The following is a 19,801-nucleotide window of genomic DNA, read 5'->3' as shown; positions in this document are numbered from 1 at the left end:
AGGATAATCTGATGACCGTCGAGCGCTATCCCCACCTGTTTTCGCCGCTGAAGATCGGCAACATCACGGTGCGCAACCGCATCATGCAGTCGGCCCACGCCATGGCCTTCAACTCGCCTGAAGGCCTGACCACCGATCGCGATGTCTATTACCATGCCGCCCGGGCCAAGGGTGGCATTGGTCTGATGATCACCGGCAACCGCCTGATCCATCCCACCTCCAATACCTTCTGCCGTGGTTACTCCTATGGTTACCGTCCCGAGATGGTCGAACGTGACCGTGCGCTGACCGATGTGGTGCATGGTTTCGGTTCCCATATCTTTGCCCAGCTCAACCACTTCGGGGTGATGGGCGAGACCCATGCCATGGACGACTACCGCGTGCTGTGGTCGGCATCCAACATCAAGTCGCCCGTCTTTGGTGAAATGGCCAAGGCCATGGAGCGTAGCGACATGGATGAGGTGATCGACGGCTGGGTGCTGTCGGCTGACTATTCGAAGCAGGCAGGGTTCGATGGCGTCGAGGTGCACCTGGCGCACAGTTACCTGTTGCATCAGTTCATTTCACCGCTGTTCAACAAGCGCAACGATGAATATGGCGGTAGCTTCGAGAATCGCATGCGCTTTCCGCTCGAAGTGATACGGGCAGTGCGTGAGCGGGTTGGGCCGGATTTTGTGGTCGGCATTCGTCTGTCCATGGACGAGATGGTGCCCGGCGGCATGGAAATCGGGGACTGGATCGAGGTCGCACGCACGGTCGAGGCCACGGGGGATATCGATTACATCATGGCCACTGCGGGAGTGTACCAGTCCGCCACCTACATCATGCCGCCATACGATGTACCCAATGGCTGGCTGGTCGACCCGGTTGCGCGGCTGAAGCGGGCGGTACAGATCCCGGTATTCTGTGTCTCCGGTATCGGCAGCGCCGGTGAGGCAGAGGCGATCCTGGCGCGTGATGGGGCGGATATGGTGGCCATGACCCGTGCCCAGATCGCTGACCCGGAGTTCGCCGTCAAGACCGCGGAAGGCCGGGAAGATGAGATCTATCACTGCCTGCGCTGCAACCAGGGCTGTGTCTCGCGACTGTTCCATGGCACTTCCATGACCTGCCAGATCAACCCGGCTACCGGCCGCGAGGAAGTGTTCGGTCCGCAGACACTGGAACTGGCCCCGATCAGGAAGCACTGGGTGGTGATAGGCGGTGGGCCCGCGGGCATGAAAGCAGCGGAAGGGCTGGCCAAGCGCGGCCATCAGGTGACCCTGCTGGAGAAAGGTGCCGAGCTGGGTGGCCAGGTCAATCATATTATCCGACTGCCGCGGCGGGATTCCTTTGCCTGGATAACCGAGGATCTGAAGGTCCACATGGCCAAGCACGGCGTCCAGATCAAACTCAACTGCGAGGCCGATGTCGAGATGATCCAGGCATTGAATCCGCACGGGGTCATCGTCGCTACCGGTTCGTTACCTGATCGCAGCGGCTACTCCGACATCAACCCGTTGGTGGACAAGGTGCCAGGCCTGGACAGCGGCAGGGTACTGACTGCGCTGGATGTGCTGGCGCACCCGGAAAAAGTCGGCAAGCGCGTGCTGGTACTGGATGAGGAGGGCAACCGCTATTCCGCCGGCATTACCGAGCTGCTGGTGGACAACGGCCACCAGGTTCATGTGCTGACGCGCTGGAATGCGCTGTTCCATCGCCTGGGAACCACCCTGGATCAGCCGGTGGTCTACGCCAATCTGTTCAGCCAGGGGCTGACCTATACCCTCAATGCCTGGGTCAGCCAGGTGCGTGACAGTGAGGTTGACATATTCAACCTGTATACCGGTGACGAGGAAACATTATCGGGTTTCGACAATATCGTCCTGGCGGTGCGCCACCTTCCCCAGGATGCGCTGTACCACCAGTTGAAGGCGGCTTTGCCGAACGTCCACCGGGTTGGCGATGCGGTTGTTCCGCGCAAGACCGATCATGCGATCTTCGAAGGATTTCTGGCTGGCCGGGAAATTTTCGATAACTGGAAACGCTATATCGAGCCGGGCTCCATCGAGCAGTTCAGTGGCCCGATGGAGATGGCTAGATTCATGTAAAGACTGCTCCGCCAGTAGGCGTTGCCGGCACCTCCGGGTGCCGGCTTTTTTTTGCCCGCCAGAAACCTGCCAGGCCCCGCGCATGCGCCACATAACCGGGTTGGATTCCACGCTTTTGTTCAATGTGAAACTGGTATTTCAAGTTGCAATCGGGGCGCTTCAGTTTATGCGATCGGGGTGCGTTGGCTGTTTATTTATACCTTATAAAACAACTGGTTATGTGTTCTTAAGGTGGTTGGCAAGGTACTTGCTATCAAGTCTGTAGAACTCAATAAGTATAAAGAGAAAAAACCATGAGCAAACCTTTAGAGGGAATTCGCATCCTCGATCTGACGCATATGTTGTCCGGCCCTTACGCCGGGATGCTTCTGGCGGACCTCGGGGCCGAGACGATCAAAGTTGAACCTCTTGCGGGTGAAGGTACGCGGGCGTTGCTGGCTGGTGATCCGAGGCACTCATTCAAAGGCATGGGGGCCTATTTCCTTACGCTCAATCGTAACAAGCAGAGCGTCTGCATCGACTTGAAAAGCGAGCAGGGTCTGGCGGTGTTCCATGATCTGGTACGTCAGGCGGATGTCGTTCTGGATAACTTCAGCGCCGGTGTGCCGAAGAAGCTGAAGATCGATTTTGAACACCTCAAGCACATCAACCCGCGCATCATTACCTGCTCGGTATCCGGCTTTGGGCAGGATGGGCCCAACTATCTGCGGCCCGCCTTCGATCAGGTGGTCCAGGGCATAGGCGGCGGCATGTCGATCACCGGTCTGGATGCGAATACGCCCATGCGTGCCGGTATACCCATTGGTGACCTGGGCGGTGGCATGTTTGCGGTCATGGGCGTATTGGCTGCGCTGCAGGCCCGGCACAGCAAGGGCCACGGCCAGCATGTGGATATCAGCATGCTCGATTGCCAGGTCAGCATGCTGAACTACATGGCGACCATGCACCTGCTCAGTGGCGAGAACCCGGAGCCTTTAGGTAACGGTCACTTCGTGCACGTGCCCTACAACACCTACGCCACTTCCGACGGCTTCATTGTCATCGCGGTCATCTTCGACAGTTTCTGGGACAACCTGGTAGGGCTGTTGGATGTCGAGCAGCTCAAGGACCCCAAATACAAGACCCAGCCGGTGCGCCTGGCCAACAAGGCGTTGATCGACGGCATTCTCAATGAAGTACTGCAGACCAACACCACCGCCTATTGGGTTGAACAGCTGACCGCGGTGCGGGTGCCCTGTGGCCCGGTCAATCGCTTCAGCGAGGCGCTGGCCGATCCGCAGGTACGCCATCGGCAGATGGTGGTGGATGTACCTCACCCCTTGGGTGGCAGTGTCGAGGCGCCTGGCAACCCGATCAAACTCAGTGCCGATAGCGCCGATACCTACACCGCGCCGCCCCTGCTGGGCCAGCACACCGACAGGGTCCTGCAGCAGATTCTGGGCTATGACGCAGCGCGCATCGCCGAACTGAAACAACAGAAGGCGGTGGGCTGACCATGAGAGATGTCGTCAAGATCAACGAGGTAGGGCCCCGCGATGGCCTGCAGAGCCAGGGTCGGACGCTGAGCCTGGAGCAGCGGCTGCACATGATCGAGGTGTTGCTGCAGGCCGGTATCCGCGCGGTTGAAATGGGCAGCTTCGTATCACCCAGAGCGGTGCCGCAAATGGCCGGCACTGGCGAGCTGTTTGCACGCCTGCCAATGCGCAACGAGGTCGATTACTCGGCGCTGGTCCCCAACCTGAAAGGTTATCAACTGGCTTGCGAAGCCGGCGTAGGCTCGGTTGCCGTGGTGCTGTCGGCAACCGAAACCATGAACCAGCGCAACATCAACATGAGTCTGGCCCAGGCCACCGAGATCGGTGCCGAGCTGATGCAGCGGGCACGGGCTGACGGGTTGAATGCGCGGGCCTATGTTGCCGTCGCCTTTGAATGTCCCTTCGAGGGTGTCACGCCGCCAGCGGTGGTACATGAGCTGACGCAGCGGATGCTGGATGCCGGGGCAGACACGGTGATCATTGCCGACACCATAGGCGCCGCCAATCCGGCTGGCGTGCAGCGGGTACTGCAGCCGCTGGCGCCATGGTGCCAGGCGGACCGGATTTCCTGTCACTTCCACGATACCCGGGGCATGGCGCTGGCCAACGTACTGGCGGCGCTGCAATGCGGTGTACGGGAGTTCGACAGTTCCATCGGCGGCCTGGGTGGTTGCCCCTTTTCACCGGGGGCGACCGGCAACCTGGCCACCGAAGACCTGGTGCTGATGCTGGATGCCATGGGCTATCGCACCGGTATTGACCCCCTGGCGCTGGTGGCAGCGGTGCATCAGGTGCAGCAACTGACCGGTGGCCAACTGGGTGGCCACTCTTTCCGTTGGCTTGAGCGCCAGTGGCACAAGCAGCAGGAGGCTCGCAATGTTTAGTTTTCTTGGGGGATGGCTGGCGCGCCTGGCGCCATGGATGGTGATCGGCGGCTTGGCCTACGCCGCGGTATTCATCAAGCCTTCGGTCGATCCGGTACCGCTGGATCAGCCGCTGCTGGAACGTCGGGATGCCTTCTTTGACGGCGCCGTGCTGGATCAGAACATCTGGGTGGTAGGCCAGAACGGCGCCCTGCTGACCAGTGAAGATGCAGGGCGCAGCTGGATTCGCGAAGAGCTGCCGCAACGCAGCAACCTGCAGTCCATTGCCGTATCGCCCATGGGCCAGAAGGTGGTGGTGGGCAATCAGGGGCAGGTCTGGACCCGGGTGCTGGACGGCCCCTGGCAGCATCTCGAACTGCAGGTATCGGAGCTGGCCGGCAAGCTGCAGAGCGTCAAGTTCCTTGATGGCGAGTTCTGGGTGGTGGGCGAGATGGGGGCCTTGTTCCGCGGCTCCGAGCAGGCCACTGATTGGCAGGCGCTGGGGCTGGACGAAGACATCAACCTGAATGCCATCAGCGCGGGCGTGGATGACGATCTATGGATCGCCGCCGAGTTTGGCCGCCTGCTGCGCAGCCAGGATCGTGGCCGCACCTGGAGTGTGCAGGAGCTGGGCAGCGAAAGCCTGCGGGCAGTCTATTTTCGCGGCACCACGGGCATGGCGGTAGGTAACCGCGGCCAGGCGTTCATCAGTCATGACGGTGGCGACAACTGGAGACTGGTACCGCCTTTCACCAGTGAGCATCTGTTCGATGTGGTGGAGCGCGACGGTCAGTGGCTGGTGACCGGAGCTCGGGGAGCCCTGTTCAGAAGTGAAGACCCTCAACGCCAGTGGCATGCCTGGGCACCGGCAGGACTGGATATGAGCTATCACAACCGCCTGTTGGCAACTGACGATGGTGTGGTGCTGATCGGGCAGCAGCTTGGGCTGTTGCATGGGGACCAACTGCAAATCTGGCCCGGAGAACAATAATCATGAATTACCTTGCAACTCGCACCGCGCGTCTGAGCGCCTGGGCCATCCGCCATCGCCTTGTGGTGCTGGTCGTGGTCGGCATCATCACCCTGGGCTTTGCACTGGCACTGAGTGGGCTGGATATCCGCACACGTTTCAGTGACATGGTTCCCCATGATCATCCCTACGTAAAAGTGCACCAGAAATACCAGGACAGTTTTGCCGCCAGCAACCGGGTCACCATCCTGGTCAAAGCCCGGGAAGGCGACATCTTCCGCCAGGAGATTCTCAGGGAGATCCAGCGCATTACGGTTGGTCTGCAACAGGTGCAAGGGGTCAATCCCATGCAGATTACCTCGCTGGCCTCGAAGAAGCTCAAGCGCGTCAACGCCTCCAGCGAAGGCATCGAAACCCGGCCGCTGATGTGGCCAGACCTGCCGACAACAGCGGAGCAGATGCGGGACTTGCGCCAGGCGGTACTGAACAATCCGCTGGTATATGGCCTGTTTGTCGATCGGGACCTGAGCTCTGCGCTGATCCAGGTGGACTTCTACGATCACCTGGTGGACTACAGCACCATCTTTCCGCAGATCCAGGGGCTGCTGGATGCCTCGCCGGTGGCGGATCAGGTGAGCCTGCACCTGGTGGGTGAGCCGATCCTGTATGGCTGGGTGTCGCACTACCTGGACGAGACGGTCAGCATCGCCGTTCTGTCGCTGATGGCCATGCTGGTGCTGCTGTTCGTATTCGCCCGCACCTGGCGCGGCACCATACTGCCGCTGATCGCCGGTGTGGTGGCGGCGGTCTGGGCGCTGGGGATCGGCACCTTGCTGGGCTACAACTTCGACCCCCTGGTCATCGTCGTTGCCTTCATCATCACGGCCCGGGCTTTCTCCCATTCGGTGCAGATGATCACCCGCTTTGACGATCTGATACTGAATGGCGAGCTGGACGCCCGCAAGGCGGCCGAGCAGACCATGCGTGAGCTGTTCCGTCCGAGCATGCTGGGGCTGTACGCCGATGCCGGCGCGATCCTCTGCGTGATCATCACGCCCATCCCGCTGCTGCACAAGGTCGCCATCGTTGGTGCCATCTGGGTGATGAGCATCACGGTCTCGGCGGTGTTTCTTACCCCGGTATTGCTGTCGTACATCCGCCATCCGCAGGGCTATGCACACCCCTTCAACCTGGATGGGTTCATGCGGGCCATCCTGTCGGGAGCCAAGTGGGTAGTGCGCACCCGTGCCCGGTACTGGGTTGGGCCGATCACGCTGGTGCTGCTGGCCGGTTTCATGTTCGAAGCCACCAAGGTCAACGTGGGGGATGCCAGCGATGGCTCGCCGATCCTCTGGCAGAACTCGCAGTTCAACCGTGACAGTGCCTTGATCAACCAGCTGTATCCCGGTTCCGAGCAGATGTTCGTGGTGCTCGAAGGCGGGGAGCTGGACGCGATGAAACGCCCCGAAGTGCTGGACTGGATGCTGCGCTTCTCGCGCTATATGGAGCGTCAACCGGAGATCGGCGGTGCGGTATCGCTGGCCGATATCGTCATCGACATCCGGCGCAATCTCTACGAGGGCAATCCGCGCTACGGCGAGCTGGGGGCCAGCAGTATGGAGAATGGCGAACTGATCAGCTTCTACATGCAGGGGGCCGACCCGGATGACCTGAACCAGTTTGTCGATGTGGTATTCAACAACGCTTCGGTAACCCTGTTCTTCCGTGACCACAAGGGCGACACCCTGCGCAAGGCGACCCACTACGCCAACCAGTTCATCGCCGAAAACCCGCTGGAGGGCGTTGAGGTCAAGCTGTTCGGTGGCGTGCTGGGGATTATCGCGGCGGTCAACGAGATTCTGTTGAATGACCAGATCGCGGCAACCGCCCTGGCCTTCCTGGTGGTGGTGCTCTGTTGCCTGGTGGTGTACCGCTCCTCGGTCAGCGGGATCTTCTTCATCATTCCGGTATTGATCTCCAACGTGGTGACCTTCGCCTTCATGGCCTGGCAGGGGATCGGCATGAGCATCAGTACCCTGCCAGTGGTGGCGCTGGGCATAGGCCTGGGGGTGGATTACGCCTTCTATATCGTCGACTCGATGAAGGAGTACCTGGAGAAACACCCTGAAGCTGATCACCTGGATGCGGTACTGCAGTCCCTTGGTTCGGCGGGCCGTGGGGTGGTGCTGACCGCCTTCACGCTGGCCGCCGGCGTACTGTTCTGGTCCTTTTCATCACTGCGTTTTCAGGCGGAGATGGGCATGTTGATCGGCCTGTGGCTGGCCGTGTCAGCGTTGACCTCCCTCTTCGTCATGCCTTCGCTTGCGCTGGTGTTCAAACCTGACTTCATCTTTGGCGCCAGCCAGTCGAACCACGCCCCATCAGAGGGCAACCTCACCAACCTGAATACATCGGGAAATGAATATGAGCGCGTATAACAAGACAAAATCGAGCGCCATGCGAACCTCTCTTGCCTGTGCGGTCTTGGCAGCGAGTATGGGAGCGCATGATCTGGCTAGGGCTGACGCTGGCTTTTTCGAGGACTGGGAGTTCAGCGGCTACATTCGCGAACACCTGTCGTGGAACCTCGAGAATCCCTACGTCATGGATACGCGGGATCCAAACGGGCTGGTTGGCGCCGAGCGTCGGGGCAATTACCGGTATGACCTGTCCATGGCCCGAACCATCCTCAAACTCAACATGTACAAGGAGCTGGGCAATTCGCAGTTGTATATTTCCGGCCGCGTTGCCCGGGAAGTGGAGACCGACTACCTGAAGGATCTGCAGCGCGCCATGGATCGCAACGCGGCGTCGGATCTATTCAGCAATCGCACCAAGTCCGCTGTGAACCTGATGGACGATGTGTACAACAGCGAAGAGATTCGCGAGTTCTGGTGGCAGACCGACGTACGGCCTAGCACCTCGCTGAAACTGGGTAAACAGCAGGTGGTCTGGGGCGAAACCGACTTCTTCCAGTCGCTGGACGTCATCCACGGTTATGACAATCGTATCCGCTCCTTCCTGGAGCCGGAGAACGAGGACTCGCGCAAGTCGCTGTGGATGGTCAACGTCATTGAGCGTTTCGATAGCCTGAATGGCAGCCTGCAACTGCTGTACATCCCCGGCCGAATGAATCGGGCGCGTGATCGCGGCAACAGCTTCGACCTGGAAGGTGGGCGCTGGGCCAATAACCCGAACAAGGGCATCACCTTCGAGTCGGCCACCTTCGGTGCGGATGTGCCATACAACTTCAATCATAAAGAAGCTGATATGGACGATCCGTCCTACGGCCTGCGCTGGAAGAGCATGGTCGGGGAGTGGGAATACTCGCTGGGCTGGTTCCATGGTCCGTCGTTGAACCCGGTGATCAACCCCAACCCGAACAACCCCCTGGGTGTGGGCGACGCGGCCAGTGGCCGCCGCTTCGAGGGTGCCTACAAGGGTGACTACCGCTCCGACCCGAACTCCACGGTGGGCGAACTGATCTTCCCGTTCGTGGACGTGTTCGGTGTCACCGCCAACCGCTATGTCGAGTCGCTTGATGCGGTGTTCTCAACCGAAATTTCCTACATCCCCAACGCGCCGTACAACGTCGGTATTCAAGCGGGAGAGGTCGGTGGTTGCGCGTTCTTCCCGGGTTTCTGCGGCATCATCGAGAAAGATGTGGTCAAGACCATGTTGCGCATGGACAAGCAGCTGAGCCTGCAGCGCTATCTCAGGACCAGCCGTCCGTCGTTCTTCTCGGTGCAGCTGTTCAATACCTGGATCACCAACTTCGATCGTGATGACGAGATAGTCAACTCGGCCGGCTTCAGCGGTCGTACCAAGGAGCATTCCACCATCGCCACGGCCATTCTGGCTACCAACTATGACAACGACCGTATCAACCCGTCGCTGGCGCTGGGGACCGACCTGAGCTACGGCGGTAGCTTCGTGATTCCGAGTGTCGAGCTTGCCTATGGCAATCACTGGAGAATACGTGCCGAAGCGGACATCTTCTTCGATGATCAGCGGCAGAAGCGTGCACTGCAGGGGTTCAACAATACCAACCTGTTCGGTTATTTCGCCGGCAACGACCAGTTGTCGCTGCGCATTACCTATCAGTTCTGATCGGGAGATAACAATAATGAAACTCACCATACATCGACTGACGGCCGCTCTGGCGCTGACGCTGTCCGCCTCCCTGGTTGCCCAGGCAGCGGAGCTGGCTCCAGGCACCGTCATCAATAAGCAGAGTCTTGAGCAACACCTGAGCGACAGCTTCGAAGGCCACAGCATAGACAGTTTGCTGACCGAGCGAATGAAACTGTTGATCCAGAATGAAGGCTTGAGCCTGAGGCTCAAGGCATCCGAACCGGTTGTGCTGGGCAGGGACTACCTGGCGGCAACCCAGGAGAACGCCGGCAAGGCGGTATACAACCCCGACACCCGTGTGGTTGAAGGCTGGGTGGCGGGTATACCGTTTCCCAATGTCAGCGAGGATGACCCGGATGCGGCTGCCAAACTGATCTGGAATCATCACTACGCACAGCCGATCAAGAACATGCAGGACTACCCGAACTTCGGTTACCTGTTCCTCAACGATAAGGTGGGCCTGGAGCGGCGCCAGCAATGGGCATTCAAGCGCTACTTCCTGAAGGGGCGCCTGGGTACCGACCAGGTGGTCGAGGGTGATGGCAGTATCCTCACCAAGACGCTGTTGTATGCCACCTACCCCAACGATATCCGGGGCCTGGGGTTGTTCACCATTCGCTATGACTCGCCCAAGCTGGAGGATTCATGGGCCTATGTGAAGTCCGTACGGCGCACCCGTCGTCTCTCGGGTGGTACCTGGATGGATCCGATCGGGGGCACCGACCAGCTCAATGATGATATCGAGATCTTCAATGCCCACCCGACCTGGTATCCGGAGTACAAGCTGCTGGGCAAACGTTGGATCCTGGCTGTAGCCAACTCCACCGGGGATACATGGAACCAGAAGGCCTCCGGCAATGCCGAGTTTCCTGTGGTCGACCTGGACAACTGGCCACACTGGAACCCCAACGATCATTGGGAACCCCGCGAGGTCTGGGTCGTGGAGGCGACCACGCCGCCGGAGCACCCCTACAGCAAGAAAGTCATGTATATGGATGTGGAGTTCCCGCGTTTCTACCAGGCTGAGGCCTATGATCGCCAGGGCCAGTTCTGGAAATGGATGAACTATCACCTCAAGACCATCAAGACCGAGGACGGTGATGTCGGTATTGTTTCGGCTGCGGGTTTCACCATCGACTACCAGCGGCGTCATGGCACGGTGTTCGTCCTCGGTGGTCCGCGTTTGAATACGCCCGGGATCACCGCCGACGATATCGCTCTACGTGAGCTGGAAAGGGCTGCACGTTAATCTGGCCGCCGGGGTGCGGGCACCCCGGTTTCCATGGCGCAACATAATTCCAATAAAAGTGCTGGAGGCAACATGAGTTTTCGTTTGGGTGCAGACGTGGGCGGGACCTTCACCGACCTGCTTCTTATCAATGATGCAACCGGCGACAGTTTTACCGCAAAGGTACCTTCGACACCGCACAATCCCTCGATTGCGGTGCTCCAGGGAATAGAAAAACTGTGTCGGATCTCCGGGGTCGAGCCCTCGGATATCCGCTCGGTCATGCACGGTACCACCGTCGCTACCAATGCCATCCTGACCCGTCGTGGTGCCAAGGTTGGTCTGGTAACCACCAAGGGCTACAAGCAGGTACTGCATATCGCCCGCTCCTTCGTACCGGGCGGCCTGGGCGGCTGGGTCACCTTCAACAAGGGGGAACTGCTGGCACCGCTGGAATGGACGGTCGAGGCCGATGAGCGGATCGACGCTCAGGGTAATGTGGTGCGCGAGCTCGATCGCCAGGCCATGATCGAGGAGCTGCAGCGGCTCAGGAAAACCGGTATCGAAGCGCTGACCATCAGCCTGGTGAACGCCTATGCCAGCGATGTGCACGAGCGGGCCATCTATGAGCTGGCGCAGCAGGTGATGCCGGGCATTCCGGTCTCGCTGTCCTCCGAGGTGGTGCCGGAAATGCAGGAGTACGAGCGTACCGAAACCACCGTGGTCAACAGCTATGTGCGTCCGCAGGTCGCGGCCTACATGGAGCACCTGCAGAGCGAGCTGGTCAAGCGCCTGCGCCCGGATGTGCAACTGTCGATCCTGCGTTCCGACGGTGGCCTGGCCACCAGCCAGTCGGCTGCAGCGACGCCGGTCAACATGCTGCTGTCCGGGCCGGCCGGCGGTGTGGCGGGGGCTATCTGGTTCTGCTCCCGCGGTGGCTTCAGCAAGGTGCTGACCTTCGATGTCGGCGGCACGTCCACGGATGTGGCGCTGATCGACAACAACCAGGCGCGCATTCGTCGGGAGACGCGGGTAGGGGATGTGTCGGTGCGCGCCCCATCGGTGGATGTACGCACGGTGGGTGCCGGCGGTGGCTCCATTGCCTCCGTTCCCGAACTGACCAAAGCGCTGCGCGTCGGCCCGGAAAGCGCAGGGGCGGTGCCGGGACCGGCGGCCTATGACCGTGGCGGTGAAGACGCCACGGTGACCGACGCCAACGTGGTGCTGGGCTATCTGCCGGCCGAACAGAAGCTGGGTGGTGATTTTCAGGTGCGCAGGGACCTGGCCACCGCTGCGGTGCAGAAGATCGCCGATGCCATGGGAGTGTCGCTGTACGACGCCGCCGAGGGCATCGTGCGCATCGCCACCGAGCACATGTACGGTGCACTGCGCCTGATCAGCGTCGAGCAGGGCTACGACCCGCGTGATTTTGCGCTCTGTGGTTTCGGCGGTGCAGGCCCGTTGCATGCCAATGCCATGGGCATTCTGATGAACTCCTGGCCGGTCATCGTACCGCCTGCGCCGGGGGTGCTCTGTGCCTATGGCGATGCAACGACCCGGGTCAAGGACGAAGCGTCCCGTTCACTGGTCAAGCGCATCAGCGAGCTTGAAAAGGAAGAGGTGCTGCAAACCCTGCAGCAACTGGGCGATACCGTGCGCGGTTCGCTGGCATCGCAGGGCGTGCCGGCCGAACTGCAACAGCTGACCTGGCAGGCAGACGTGCGGTATCAGGGGCAGGCCCTGCTGCTGACGCTGGATATCGAGCTCCAGGCGCTACAGGAGCAGGGATTGGCGGCGATCACCAGCGCCTTCGACGCCGAACACGAACAGCTGTTCACCTTTGCCCTGAGCGAGGCGCATGAACTGGTCAACCTGCGGGCCATCGCCCGTTCGCCACGCCCGGAGATCACCGAGCGGGTATTTGCAACCGAGGGCGTCAGCCTGCAGGACGCGGCGACCGGAACCTCGACCATCTATGTTTCCGGTGAAGAGCACCAGGCCACCCTGTACCAGCGTCAGCGCCTGGCTCCGGGGCTGGTGGTGCCCGGTCCTGCCATCGTCATGGAGATGGACTCGACCACCGTCCTATTTCCCGGTTACGAAGCCGCTGTCGATCATGTCGGCAACCTATTGATTCGCCCCCAGGGTCAGGAGTAACAACAATGGTTGCGAAAATAAAACAGACCAACAACACCCCGTTCCAGCGTATCGACGTGGACAACATCACCATCGATATTGTCGAGAACGCGCTGGCCAACGCCCGCAAGGAAATGGACGCGGTACTGTTCCGTACCGCCATGAGTCCGGGCATCCGCGAGCAGGGCGATGCCTTCCCGATGATCGCCACATCCGAGGGCAAGATGATCGTCGGACAGTTCGGCTCCTTCATCACCGGTTTCCTCGACAGCTATGAGGGCGAGATCGAAGAAGGGGACATCTTCCTGACCAATGACCCCTATCTGTGCAACGGCGCCGTCAGCCATCTGCCGGACTGGCTGGTGCTCATGCCGATCTTCAAGGATGGGCGGATCATCAACTATGCTGCCATGTTCGGGCATATGTCCGATGTGGGTGGCAAGGTTCCCGGCAGTCTGCCGACCAATGCCAGCACCATCTGGGAAGAAGGTATTCGCATTCCCCCGGTCAAGCTGTATCGCCGCGGTGAAATGAACAGCGACATGCTCGATGTCATTCTGCACAACGTGCGCATGCCGCGCTGGAACCGCTCCGACCTGAATGCCATCGTCGCCGCCTGCCGTACCGCGGGCAGGCGCTGCGTCGAACTGGCCGAGCGCTTCGGCGATGACGCCTTCTACAGTGCCCAGCAGGAAATGCTCGACCGTACCTACCGGGCCATGCGCGAGGTCATCACCCGGGTGGTGCCTGAGCAGCGTCAGGAGTTCGAAGACTATATCTGTGATGACGGTGCCGGGCTGGGACCATACACCCTGCGTTGCGCGCTGTGGCGGGAAGGGGACAAGGCGATCTTCGACTTCGAGGGTACCGACCCGCAGGCTCCTTCCTCGGTCAACTTCTATGTCAACGAAGAGATGTTCAAGATCTTCTTCGGCGCCTTGACCATCAGTCTCTATGATCCGGCGATTCTGCTCAACGATGGTTTCTATGACCTGGTCGAAGTGCGTATTCCCCAGGGTTCGATCCTCAAGCCGAACTTCCCGGCGGCGCTGTCCTGTCGCACGCATCTGCTTGGCCGCATCTTCGACATGATGGGCGGACTGCTCGGCCAGGGCACGCCGGAAGCCATGAACGCGGCCGGTTTTTCCGACTCGCCGCACTTCATGTACTCCGGTTATGACCAGAAAGGCGAGTGGTTCCAGCTGTTCCAGATCGGCTTTGGCGGCATTCCCGGGCGGCCGGTGGGCGATGGACCGGATGGCCACTCGCTGTGGCCTGGCTTTACCAACGTACCCAATGAATTCGTCGAGGCCTACTTCCCGCTGCGTATCGAAACCTACGAGACGCTGGCCGACTCCGGTGGCGCGGGGCTGCACCGGGGCGGCAACGGTCTGCGCGTGGCCTATCGGTTGCTGGTCGACGGGGATGTCTCCATCCATGACGATCGCTGGTTGACCTATCCCTGGGGCGTCAACGGCGGGTCGCCGGGTGAGCGCAGTCGCAAGGAGCTGCTGCGGGCCGATGGCAGCCGGCAGATATTGCCGGCCAAGTGCGACAACATTCAGGTCAAGGCTGGTGATCTGCTGCTGTTCGATACCTGGGGCGGTGGCGGTTGGGGTGACCCCCTGGCGCGTGACCCGGCACTGGTGCTGCGCGATGTGCGCAAGGGCCTGGTCAGCATTGACGGCGCTCGCCGCTATGGCGTGGTGATCGTCGATGATGCCGTCGAAACCCAGGCCACCGCAGGCCTGCGCGAGCAGATGGCCGCCGCGCGTGGCGAACTTCAGCTGTTTGATCGTGGTGGCACGCTGGATCAGCTCAAGGCGCGCTGCCTTGAGGAAACCGGCCTGCCGGCACCGGTTACCCCATCCTGGAATTGAGGTGTGGCATGGCTCTGGATTCCCGTTCCCTGACCCCAGCCCAGCGCTATGCGCTGGTGCTGGTTGACCTGACCGTGGGTTTTACCGATCCACAACGCAGCCCGCTGGCCAGTGCCTGTGACGCTGTGGTGGCGGCCAATGCCCAGCTGCTTGAGGCGTTTCGCCGGCGCGGCTGGCCAGTGTTCTTCACCACCGTGGCCTATGACGATCCGGCGCAGGCCCGTGTATTTCGCGAAAAATTGCCGGTACTGGATGTGCTGCAGGCAGGTTCACCCTTGGTGGAAATCGATCCGCGGCTGGAGCCCGGGCCGGATGAGCCGGTGATCGTGAAGTTCTGGGCCAGCGCCTTCTTCGGCACCAACCTGGCGGAGCTGATCCGCCAGGCCGGGGCTGATGGTGTGATGGTCACCGGCCTGACCACCAGTGGTTGCGTGCGTGCCACTGCGGTGGATGCATTGCAGCACGACTTCCGGGTGCTGATTCCCGAGCAGGCCACCGGGGATCGCGATGCGCAGGCGCATGCCGCCAACCTCAGGGACTTGAATATCAAGTATGCGGACGTTCGCAGCGTGGAGGAGTGCCTTGCGCTGCTTGGCTAGCGTGCTGTCGCTCTGCTTGAGCGCCTGCGCCTCCCAGCCCGGCGGTGTCGCACCGCCGGAGTTGCCCCGGCAGTCGCCGCTGTGTGAGCAGTATGTCGCCGCCTGGGTAGGGCATTTCAAGGCCAACGTCGCACGCCTTGATGGTGTACAGCGCGAGGTATCAGGTACTGAGCTGGATCGCAGCAGACAGGCACTTGAACTGGCTGATATCGACGAGCGGAGCTGCAGGCGCCCTTTATGCATCATCCAGCCCCAAGCGGGAGGGCGGCTGGATAGTTACTGCGGCTACCGTGTCGCCAACGGTACCACTGAAGCGCTGTATCGCTGGATACCCTGGACGCCTCACCATCGCTGAAGACGCGCGATACCGTTGATAATTGATTGTCTCGAGGTACATATGGGAGCACAAACGCTCTATGACAAACTCTGGGAGCGGCACCGGGTCGCGGAGATGCCGGATGGCTCGGCTCTGCTGTATATCGATCGCCATCTGTTGCACGAGGTAACCTCGCCCCAGGCATTTTCCAACCTGCGCCTGGCGGGTCGACAGCCCTGGCGGCTCGATACCAGCCTGGCGACACCGGATCACAACGTGCCGACGCTCAGCCGCGAACAGGGCATTGGCGGCGTCGCCGATCCCATCGCCCGGCGGCAGATCGCGGCATTGGAGCGCAACAGCCGGGACTTCGAGATTCCCCTGTTTGCGCTGGATGACGCGCGGCAGGGCATAGTCCACATCGTCGGGCCAGAGCAGGGTTTTACCCTGCCGGGGGTGACCCTGGTGTGTGGTGATTCCCACACCGCCACCCACGGTGCTTTTGCTGCGCTGGCCCATGGCATCGGCAGCAGCGAAGTCGAACATGTACTGGCGACCCAGACGCTGCGCAGCCGCAAGCTGAAGAACTTCCGTATCCAGGTCAATGGCCGGCTGGCGCCGGGGATTACCGCCAAGGACCTGGCCTTGTACATCATCGGGCATATTGGTGCCGCCGGTGGCAGTGGTCATGCCCTGGAATTCTCTGGCACGGCGATCGAGGCCCTGAGCATGGAAGGGCGGATGACGCTGTGCAACATGAGCATCGAGGCGGGCGCCCGGGTCGGGCTGGTGGCCTACGATGAGGTCACCGAGCGATACGTCAGGGGGCGGCCCATGGCGCCTGCGGGCGAGACCTGGCAAAAGGCGATACAGAACTGGCGCAGTACCTTGCACTCCGATGCGGGTGCGCCGTTCGACAAGGTCGTCGAACTCGACGCCGAGGATGTACAGCCGCAGGTCACCTGGGGGACCTCTCCGGACATGGTGGTGCCGATTGACGGTCGTGTTCCCAGCGATGCACAGGCACGCGATGCCCTGCAACGGCTGGATTGGGAGCGTGCCCGTGCCTACATGGGGCTGGAACCGGAACAGCCGCTGGCTGGACTACCCGTGGATCGCGTATTCATCGGTTCCTGTACCAACGCCCGCATCGAGGACCTTCGCGCGGCTGTCTCGGTGCTGCGTAATCATCGGGTACATGCTCGCGTTCGCCAGGCGCTGGTGGTGCCGGGTTCCGGGCTGGTGCGGCTGCAGGCCGAGCGTGAGGGGCTGGACCGCATCTTCAAGGCGGCGGGGTTCGAGTGGCGCGCGCCGGGTTGCTCCATGTGTCTGGGCATGAATGCGGATCGCCTCAACCCGGGCGAACGTTGTGCCGCCACTTCCAATCGCAACTTCGAAGGGCGTCAGGGCAAGGGCGGGCGCACCCATCTGATGTCCCCGGCCATGGCCGCCGCTGCCGCAGTGGCCGGGGAACTGGTCGACTTCAGGAGCCTTTGAGCCATGCAGCCTTTGATCAAGCATACGGGCATCATCATTCCGCTGAACCGGGCCAACATGGATACCGACATGTTATTGCCCAAGCAGTATCTGAAGAGCCTGGACTCCCATGGTTTCGGTCCCTTCCTGTTCGACGACGAGCGCTACCTGGATCCGGGAGAGATCGATACCCCGCTGGCATCACGGCGGGAAAATCCCGACTTCATTCTCAACCGGGAGCCTTATCGACAGGGTAGCGTGGTGCTGGCCCAGGCCAATTTCGGCTGCGGCTCCAGCCGTGAACATGCGGTCTGGGCATTGCGGGATTTTGGTGTGAGGGTCATCATCGCACCCAGCTTCGGCGATATCTTTACCAACAACTGTTTCAATAACGGCCTGCTGCCGCTGAGATTGCCGCAGGCCGACATCGACCAGTTGTTCGTCCTGGCACAGGCCGATCCCGGGTTGCAGGCGCAGGTGGACTTGACGGAAAAGACGCTGCGAGTCGGCAGTCTCCGTTGGTTCTTCGAGCTTGAGGAGGGGCGGCGTCAGCATCTGCTCAGCGGGCTGGACGAAATTGGCGAGACCTTGCAGTATGCTGAGCAGATCAGGGAACACGAGGCTGGAAGACTGCTGGCGGAACCCTGGATCTTTCGTTCCTGAGCGCTCCACTGTCCCTTATAACAATAAAAGAGGTCAGAACGTGGAATTTGCCAATGCGGAGCTTGAACGGGTCAGGGTGTGCCTGATCGGCAACTCGAAGCTGAGCAGACTGGTGCACAGTCTCATACCTGAATTCGAGGCGCTGGCCAGCATCACCATCATTGACAACATTTTCAATGATGCGGTGCGCGCCGCCCGGGACCTGATCGAACGCCAGGCGGTGGATGTCTTCATCAGCGCCGGTGCCAATGCCTTTTATCTGAACGACACCTTGCCGATGCCGGTACTGGCCTTGAAGGTGGAGCAAACGGATCTGGTCCAGGCGGTCATCACCGCCCGGCGGATCTCCTCGCGGATCCTGTTGATGACCTATGAGCGACAGGAGACCAACATTGAACTGCTCGGCCTGTTCGAGGGGCTTGAGCTGTCTCATCACACCTACAGCACCGCAGAACATGCCAAGGAGATCTTCCACAACCTGCGTGACCAGGGGTTTGGCGTGGTTATTGGCTCCAGCTACGCCTGTGACCTGGCCCAGCAGTGGGGGCTGGAGTCGGTACTGCTGTACTCGCGGGAGTCCTGCCGTAACCTGGTACGCAAGGCGATACGTTATGCCGGCGAACACAAACGCCAACAGCAGCAGCATGCGCTGGTGCAGTTTCTGATGGAGCAGACGCCCAACGCGCAGATACTGACCAACCGCGAGGGCGGGCTGGTATCGTGGAATGCTGGCGCCAGCAGTCTGGTTCCGTCACTCAACCGTCGGCGCCGGCTGGAGGGGCTGTTTGATAGCCGGGTGCTGGAGGCTGAGAGTATCAGCGCTGAGGGGCTGCTGCTGGGTGAGCGCCTGTGCAGCCTGAGCAAGCAGCCGTTCGAGGTCGATGGTGAGCGTGTGGGCTATCTCTACCATGTCGTGCCCAGTCCGGTGGCCGTACCGAGTGGTGACAATCGCCGGTTGGTCTACCAGTCTGGCCGTATGGCGGACGTGCAGAACCAGCTGCTGGTGTATGGGGCCACTCCCGGTACGGTGCTGATTCGGGGTGAGACAGGTACCGGCAAGGAGCTTGCCGCCCGCCAGGCGCATCAGGCCAGTGCCAATGCCGATGGGCCCTTTGTCGCCATCAACTGCGCAGCGATTCCGGCGGAGCTGTTTGAATCCGAGCTGTTCGGCTACGCCGAGGGTGCCTTTACCAGCGCCAAGAGTGGTGGCAAGTCGGGCCTGCTCGAAAGCGCAAACGGCGGTACCTTTTTCATGGACGAGATCAACTCGCTGCCCCTGGCCCAGCAGGCCAAGCTACTCAGGGTCCTGCAGGAGCGTGAAGTCTCGCCGGTCGGCTCACGCCGCTCCATCGCGCTGAATATCAAGTTCGTCGCGGCCGCCAACGTGGACCTGATGGAGGAGGTGCGCGCCGGGCGTTTCCGGGAGGATCTGTATTACCGCATCAGCACCTTCCAGGTGCATATTCCGCCGCTGCGCGAGCGCCCGGAAGACATTCCGCTGCTGACCGAGTTCCTCATGCGCAACGAGTCGCTGCGCTACGGTATCGAGGTGGCGGTGGATGAGTTGGTCAAGGGCGTTTCCCCGATTTTTCGCCGTTACCGCTGGCCTGGCAACGTGCGGGAATTGGAGAACTACGTTGAACGCCTGATCGTTTCGCTGAAACTGTACGGCAACTGTGAACTGCTGATCGAGTCGTTGCCCAGAATTCTGCCCGAACTGTACGAGCAACCGCCGACGGAGCCGCGCGGCGGGCATCTGCACAACATCGAACAGGAGGAAATCGTCAAGGCACTGCAGATGTTCGGTGGCAACAAGGGACAGGCCGCGGAGTATCTCGGCATCAGCCAGACCACACTGTGGCGGCGGCTCAAGCGTATACGCGGCGGTGAGGAAGAGCTGTAACGCGTCTG

Annotated in this window: 14 protein-coding genes; all 14 read left to right on the top strand. The window is 60.9% G+C overall.

Features of this window, described 5'->3' with window-relative positions:
* Nucleotides 1–11: 11 nt before the first annotated feature.
* The 14 genes from CQ007_RS11725 to CQ007_RS11660 all read left to right on the top strand — a co-directional run bounded on the left by CQ007_RS11725 (nucleotide 12) and on the right by CQ007_RS11660 (nucleotide 19,793).
* Nucleotides 12–2,090: an NAD(P)-binding protein gene (locus tag CQ007_RS11725; RefSeq protein WP_105646009.1), complete on the top strand. Its 2,079-nt coding sequence runs from the start codon at nucleotides 12–14 to the stop codon at nucleotides 2,088–2,090.
* A 293-nt stretch (nucleotides 2,091–2,383) separates the two neighbouring features.
* Entirely contained in the window at nucleotides 2,384–3,583 is a 1,200-nt protein-coding gene (locus tag CQ007_RS11720; protein WP_105646008.1) for a CaiB/BaiF CoA-transferase family protein, read from the top strand.
* Between the two features lie 2 nt (nucleotides 3,584–3,585).
* Entirely contained in the window at nucleotides 3,586–4,509 is a 924-nt protein-coding gene (locus CQ007_RS11715; protein ID WP_105646007.1) for a hydroxymethylglutaryl-CoA lyase, read from the top strand.
* A complete protein-coding gene (locus CQ007_RS11710; RefSeq protein ID WP_105646006.1) occupies nucleotides 4,502–5,479 on the top strand; it encodes a YCF48-related protein in 978 nt (325 codons plus the stop codon). The genes CQ007_RS11715 and CQ007_RS11710 overlap by 8 nt, the downstream gene beginning before the upstream one ends.
* A 2-nt stretch (nucleotides 5,480–5,481) precedes the next feature.
* Nucleotides 5,482–7,896, top strand: coding sequence for an RND family transporter (locus CQ007_RS11705; protein WP_105646005.1), 2,415 nt, complete (start codon nucleotides 5,482–5,484; stop codon nucleotides 7,894–7,896).
* Complete coding sequence (locus CQ007_RS11700) at nucleotides 7,877–9,568, top strand: DUF1302 family protein (protein WP_371919825.1); 1,692 nt, start codon at nucleotides 7,877–7,879, stop codon at nucleotides 9,566–9,568. Before CQ007_RS11705 ends, CQ007_RS11700 begins: the two co-directional genes overlap by 20 nt.
* A 16-nt stretch (nucleotides 9,569–9,584) precedes the next feature.
* On the top strand, nucleotides 9,585–10,841 hold the full coding sequence (locus CQ007_RS11695; protein WP_105646003.1) for a DUF1329 domain-containing protein: 1,257 nt from the start codon (nucleotides 9,585–9,587) through the stop codon (nucleotides 10,839–10,841).
* 72 nt (nucleotides 10,842–10,913) lie between these two features.
* Nucleotides 10,914–12,977 (top strand): hydantoinase/oxoprolinase family protein, encoded by a 2,064-nt coding sequence (locus CQ007_RS11690; protein ID WP_105646002.1) that lies wholly within the window; start codon nucleotides 10,914–10,916, stop codon nucleotides 12,975–12,977.
* 5 nt (nucleotides 12,978–12,982) lie between these two features.
* Complete coding sequence (locus CQ007_RS11685) at nucleotides 12,983–14,836, top strand: hydantoinase B/oxoprolinase family protein (protein ID WP_105646001.1); 1,854 nt, start codon at nucleotides 12,983–12,985, stop codon at nucleotides 14,834–14,836.
* 8 nt (nucleotides 14,837–14,844) lie between these two features.
* Nucleotides 14,845–15,435 (top strand): isochorismatase family protein, encoded by a 591-nt coding sequence (locus CQ007_RS11680; protein WP_105646000.1) that lies wholly within the window; start codon nucleotides 14,845–14,847, stop codon nucleotides 15,433–15,435.
* Complete coding sequence (locus CQ007_RS11675) at nucleotides 15,419–15,790, top strand: hypothetical protein (protein WP_146114577.1); 372 nt, start codon at nucleotides 15,419–15,421, stop codon at nucleotides 15,788–15,790. Before CQ007_RS11680 ends, CQ007_RS11675 begins: the two co-directional genes overlap by 17 nt.
* 42 nt (nucleotides 15,791–15,832) lie before the next feature.
* A complete protein-coding gene (gene leuC, locus CQ007_RS11670) occupies nucleotides 15,833–17,248 on the top strand; it encodes a 3-isopropylmalate dehydratase large subunit (RefSeq protein WP_105645998.1) in 1,416 nt (471 codons plus the stop codon).
* Nucleotides 17,249–17,251: 3 nt separating this feature from the next.
* On the top strand, nucleotides 17,252–17,890 hold the full coding sequence (leuD, locus tag CQ007_RS11665) for a 3-isopropylmalate dehydratase small subunit (RefSeq protein WP_105645997.1): 639 nt from the start codon (nucleotides 17,252–17,254) through the stop codon (nucleotides 17,888–17,890).
* Nucleotides 17,891–17,930: 40 nt separating this feature from the next.
* Complete coding sequence (locus CQ007_RS11660) at nucleotides 17,931–19,793, top strand: sigma 54-interacting transcriptional regulator (RefSeq protein ID WP_105645996.1); 1,863 nt, start codon at nucleotides 17,931–17,933, stop codon at nucleotides 19,791–19,793.
* Nucleotides 19,794–19,801: the final 8 nt, after the last annotated feature.

The sequence above is a fragment of the Pseudomonas sp. MYb185 genome (assembly GCF_002979975.1).
GTDB lineage: Bacteria > Pseudomonadota > Gammaproteobacteria > Pseudomonadales > Pseudomonadaceae > Halopseudomonas.
The sequence above is the reverse complement of the archived record's forward strand: the minus strand, read 5'-3'. Positions and strand labels throughout refer to the sequence as shown.

What these genes read in the sequence shown, in the direction of transcription:
- CQ007_RS11725 (WP_105646009.1), top strand. Translation starts at nt 12, where the DNA reads ATGACCGTCGAGCGCTATCCCCACCTGTTTTCGCCGCTGAAGATCGGC.
- CQ007_RS11720 (WP_105646008.1), top strand. Translation starts at nt 2,384, where the DNA reads ATGAGCAAACCTTTAGAGGGAATTCGCATCCTCGATCTGACGCATATG.
- CQ007_RS11715 (WP_105646007.1), top strand. Translation starts at nt 3,586, where the DNA reads ATGAGAGATGTCGTCAAGATCAACGAGGTAGGGCCCCGCGATGGCCTG.
- CQ007_RS11710 (WP_105646006.1), top strand. Translation starts at nt 4,502, where the DNA reads ATGTTTAGTTTTCTTGGGGGATGGCTGGCGCGCCTGGCGCCATGGATG.
- CQ007_RS11705 (WP_105646005.1), top strand. Translation starts at nt 5,482, where the DNA reads ATGAATTACCTTGCAACTCGCACCGCGCGTCTGAGCGCCTGGGCCATC.
- CQ007_RS11700 (WP_371919825.1), top strand. Translation starts at nt 7,877, where the DNA reads ATGAATATGAGCGCGTATAACAAGACAAAATCGAGCGCCATGCGAACC.
- CQ007_RS11695 (WP_105646003.1), top strand. Translation starts at nt 9,585, where the DNA reads ATGAAACTCACCATACATCGACTGACGGCCGCTCTGGCGCTGACGCTG.
- CQ007_RS11690 (WP_105646002.1), top strand. Translation starts at nt 10,914, where the DNA reads ATGAGTTTTCGTTTGGGTGCAGACGTGGGCGGGACCTTCACCGACCTG.
- CQ007_RS11685 (WP_105646001.1), top strand. Translation starts at nt 12,983, where the DNA reads ATGGTTGCGAAAATAAAACAGACCAACAACACCCCGTTCCAGCGTATC.
- CQ007_RS11680 (WP_105646000.1), top strand. Translation starts at nt 14,845, where the DNA reads ATGGCTCTGGATTCCCGTTCCCTGACCCCAGCCCAGCGCTATGCGCTG.
- leuC (WP_105645998.1), top strand. Translation starts at nt 15,833, where the DNA reads ATGGGAGCACAAACGCTCTATGACAAACTCTGGGAGCGGCACCGGGTC.
- leuD (WP_105645997.1), top strand. Translation starts at nt 17,252, where the DNA reads ATGCAGCCTTTGATCAAGCATACGGGCATCATCATTCCGCTGAACCGG.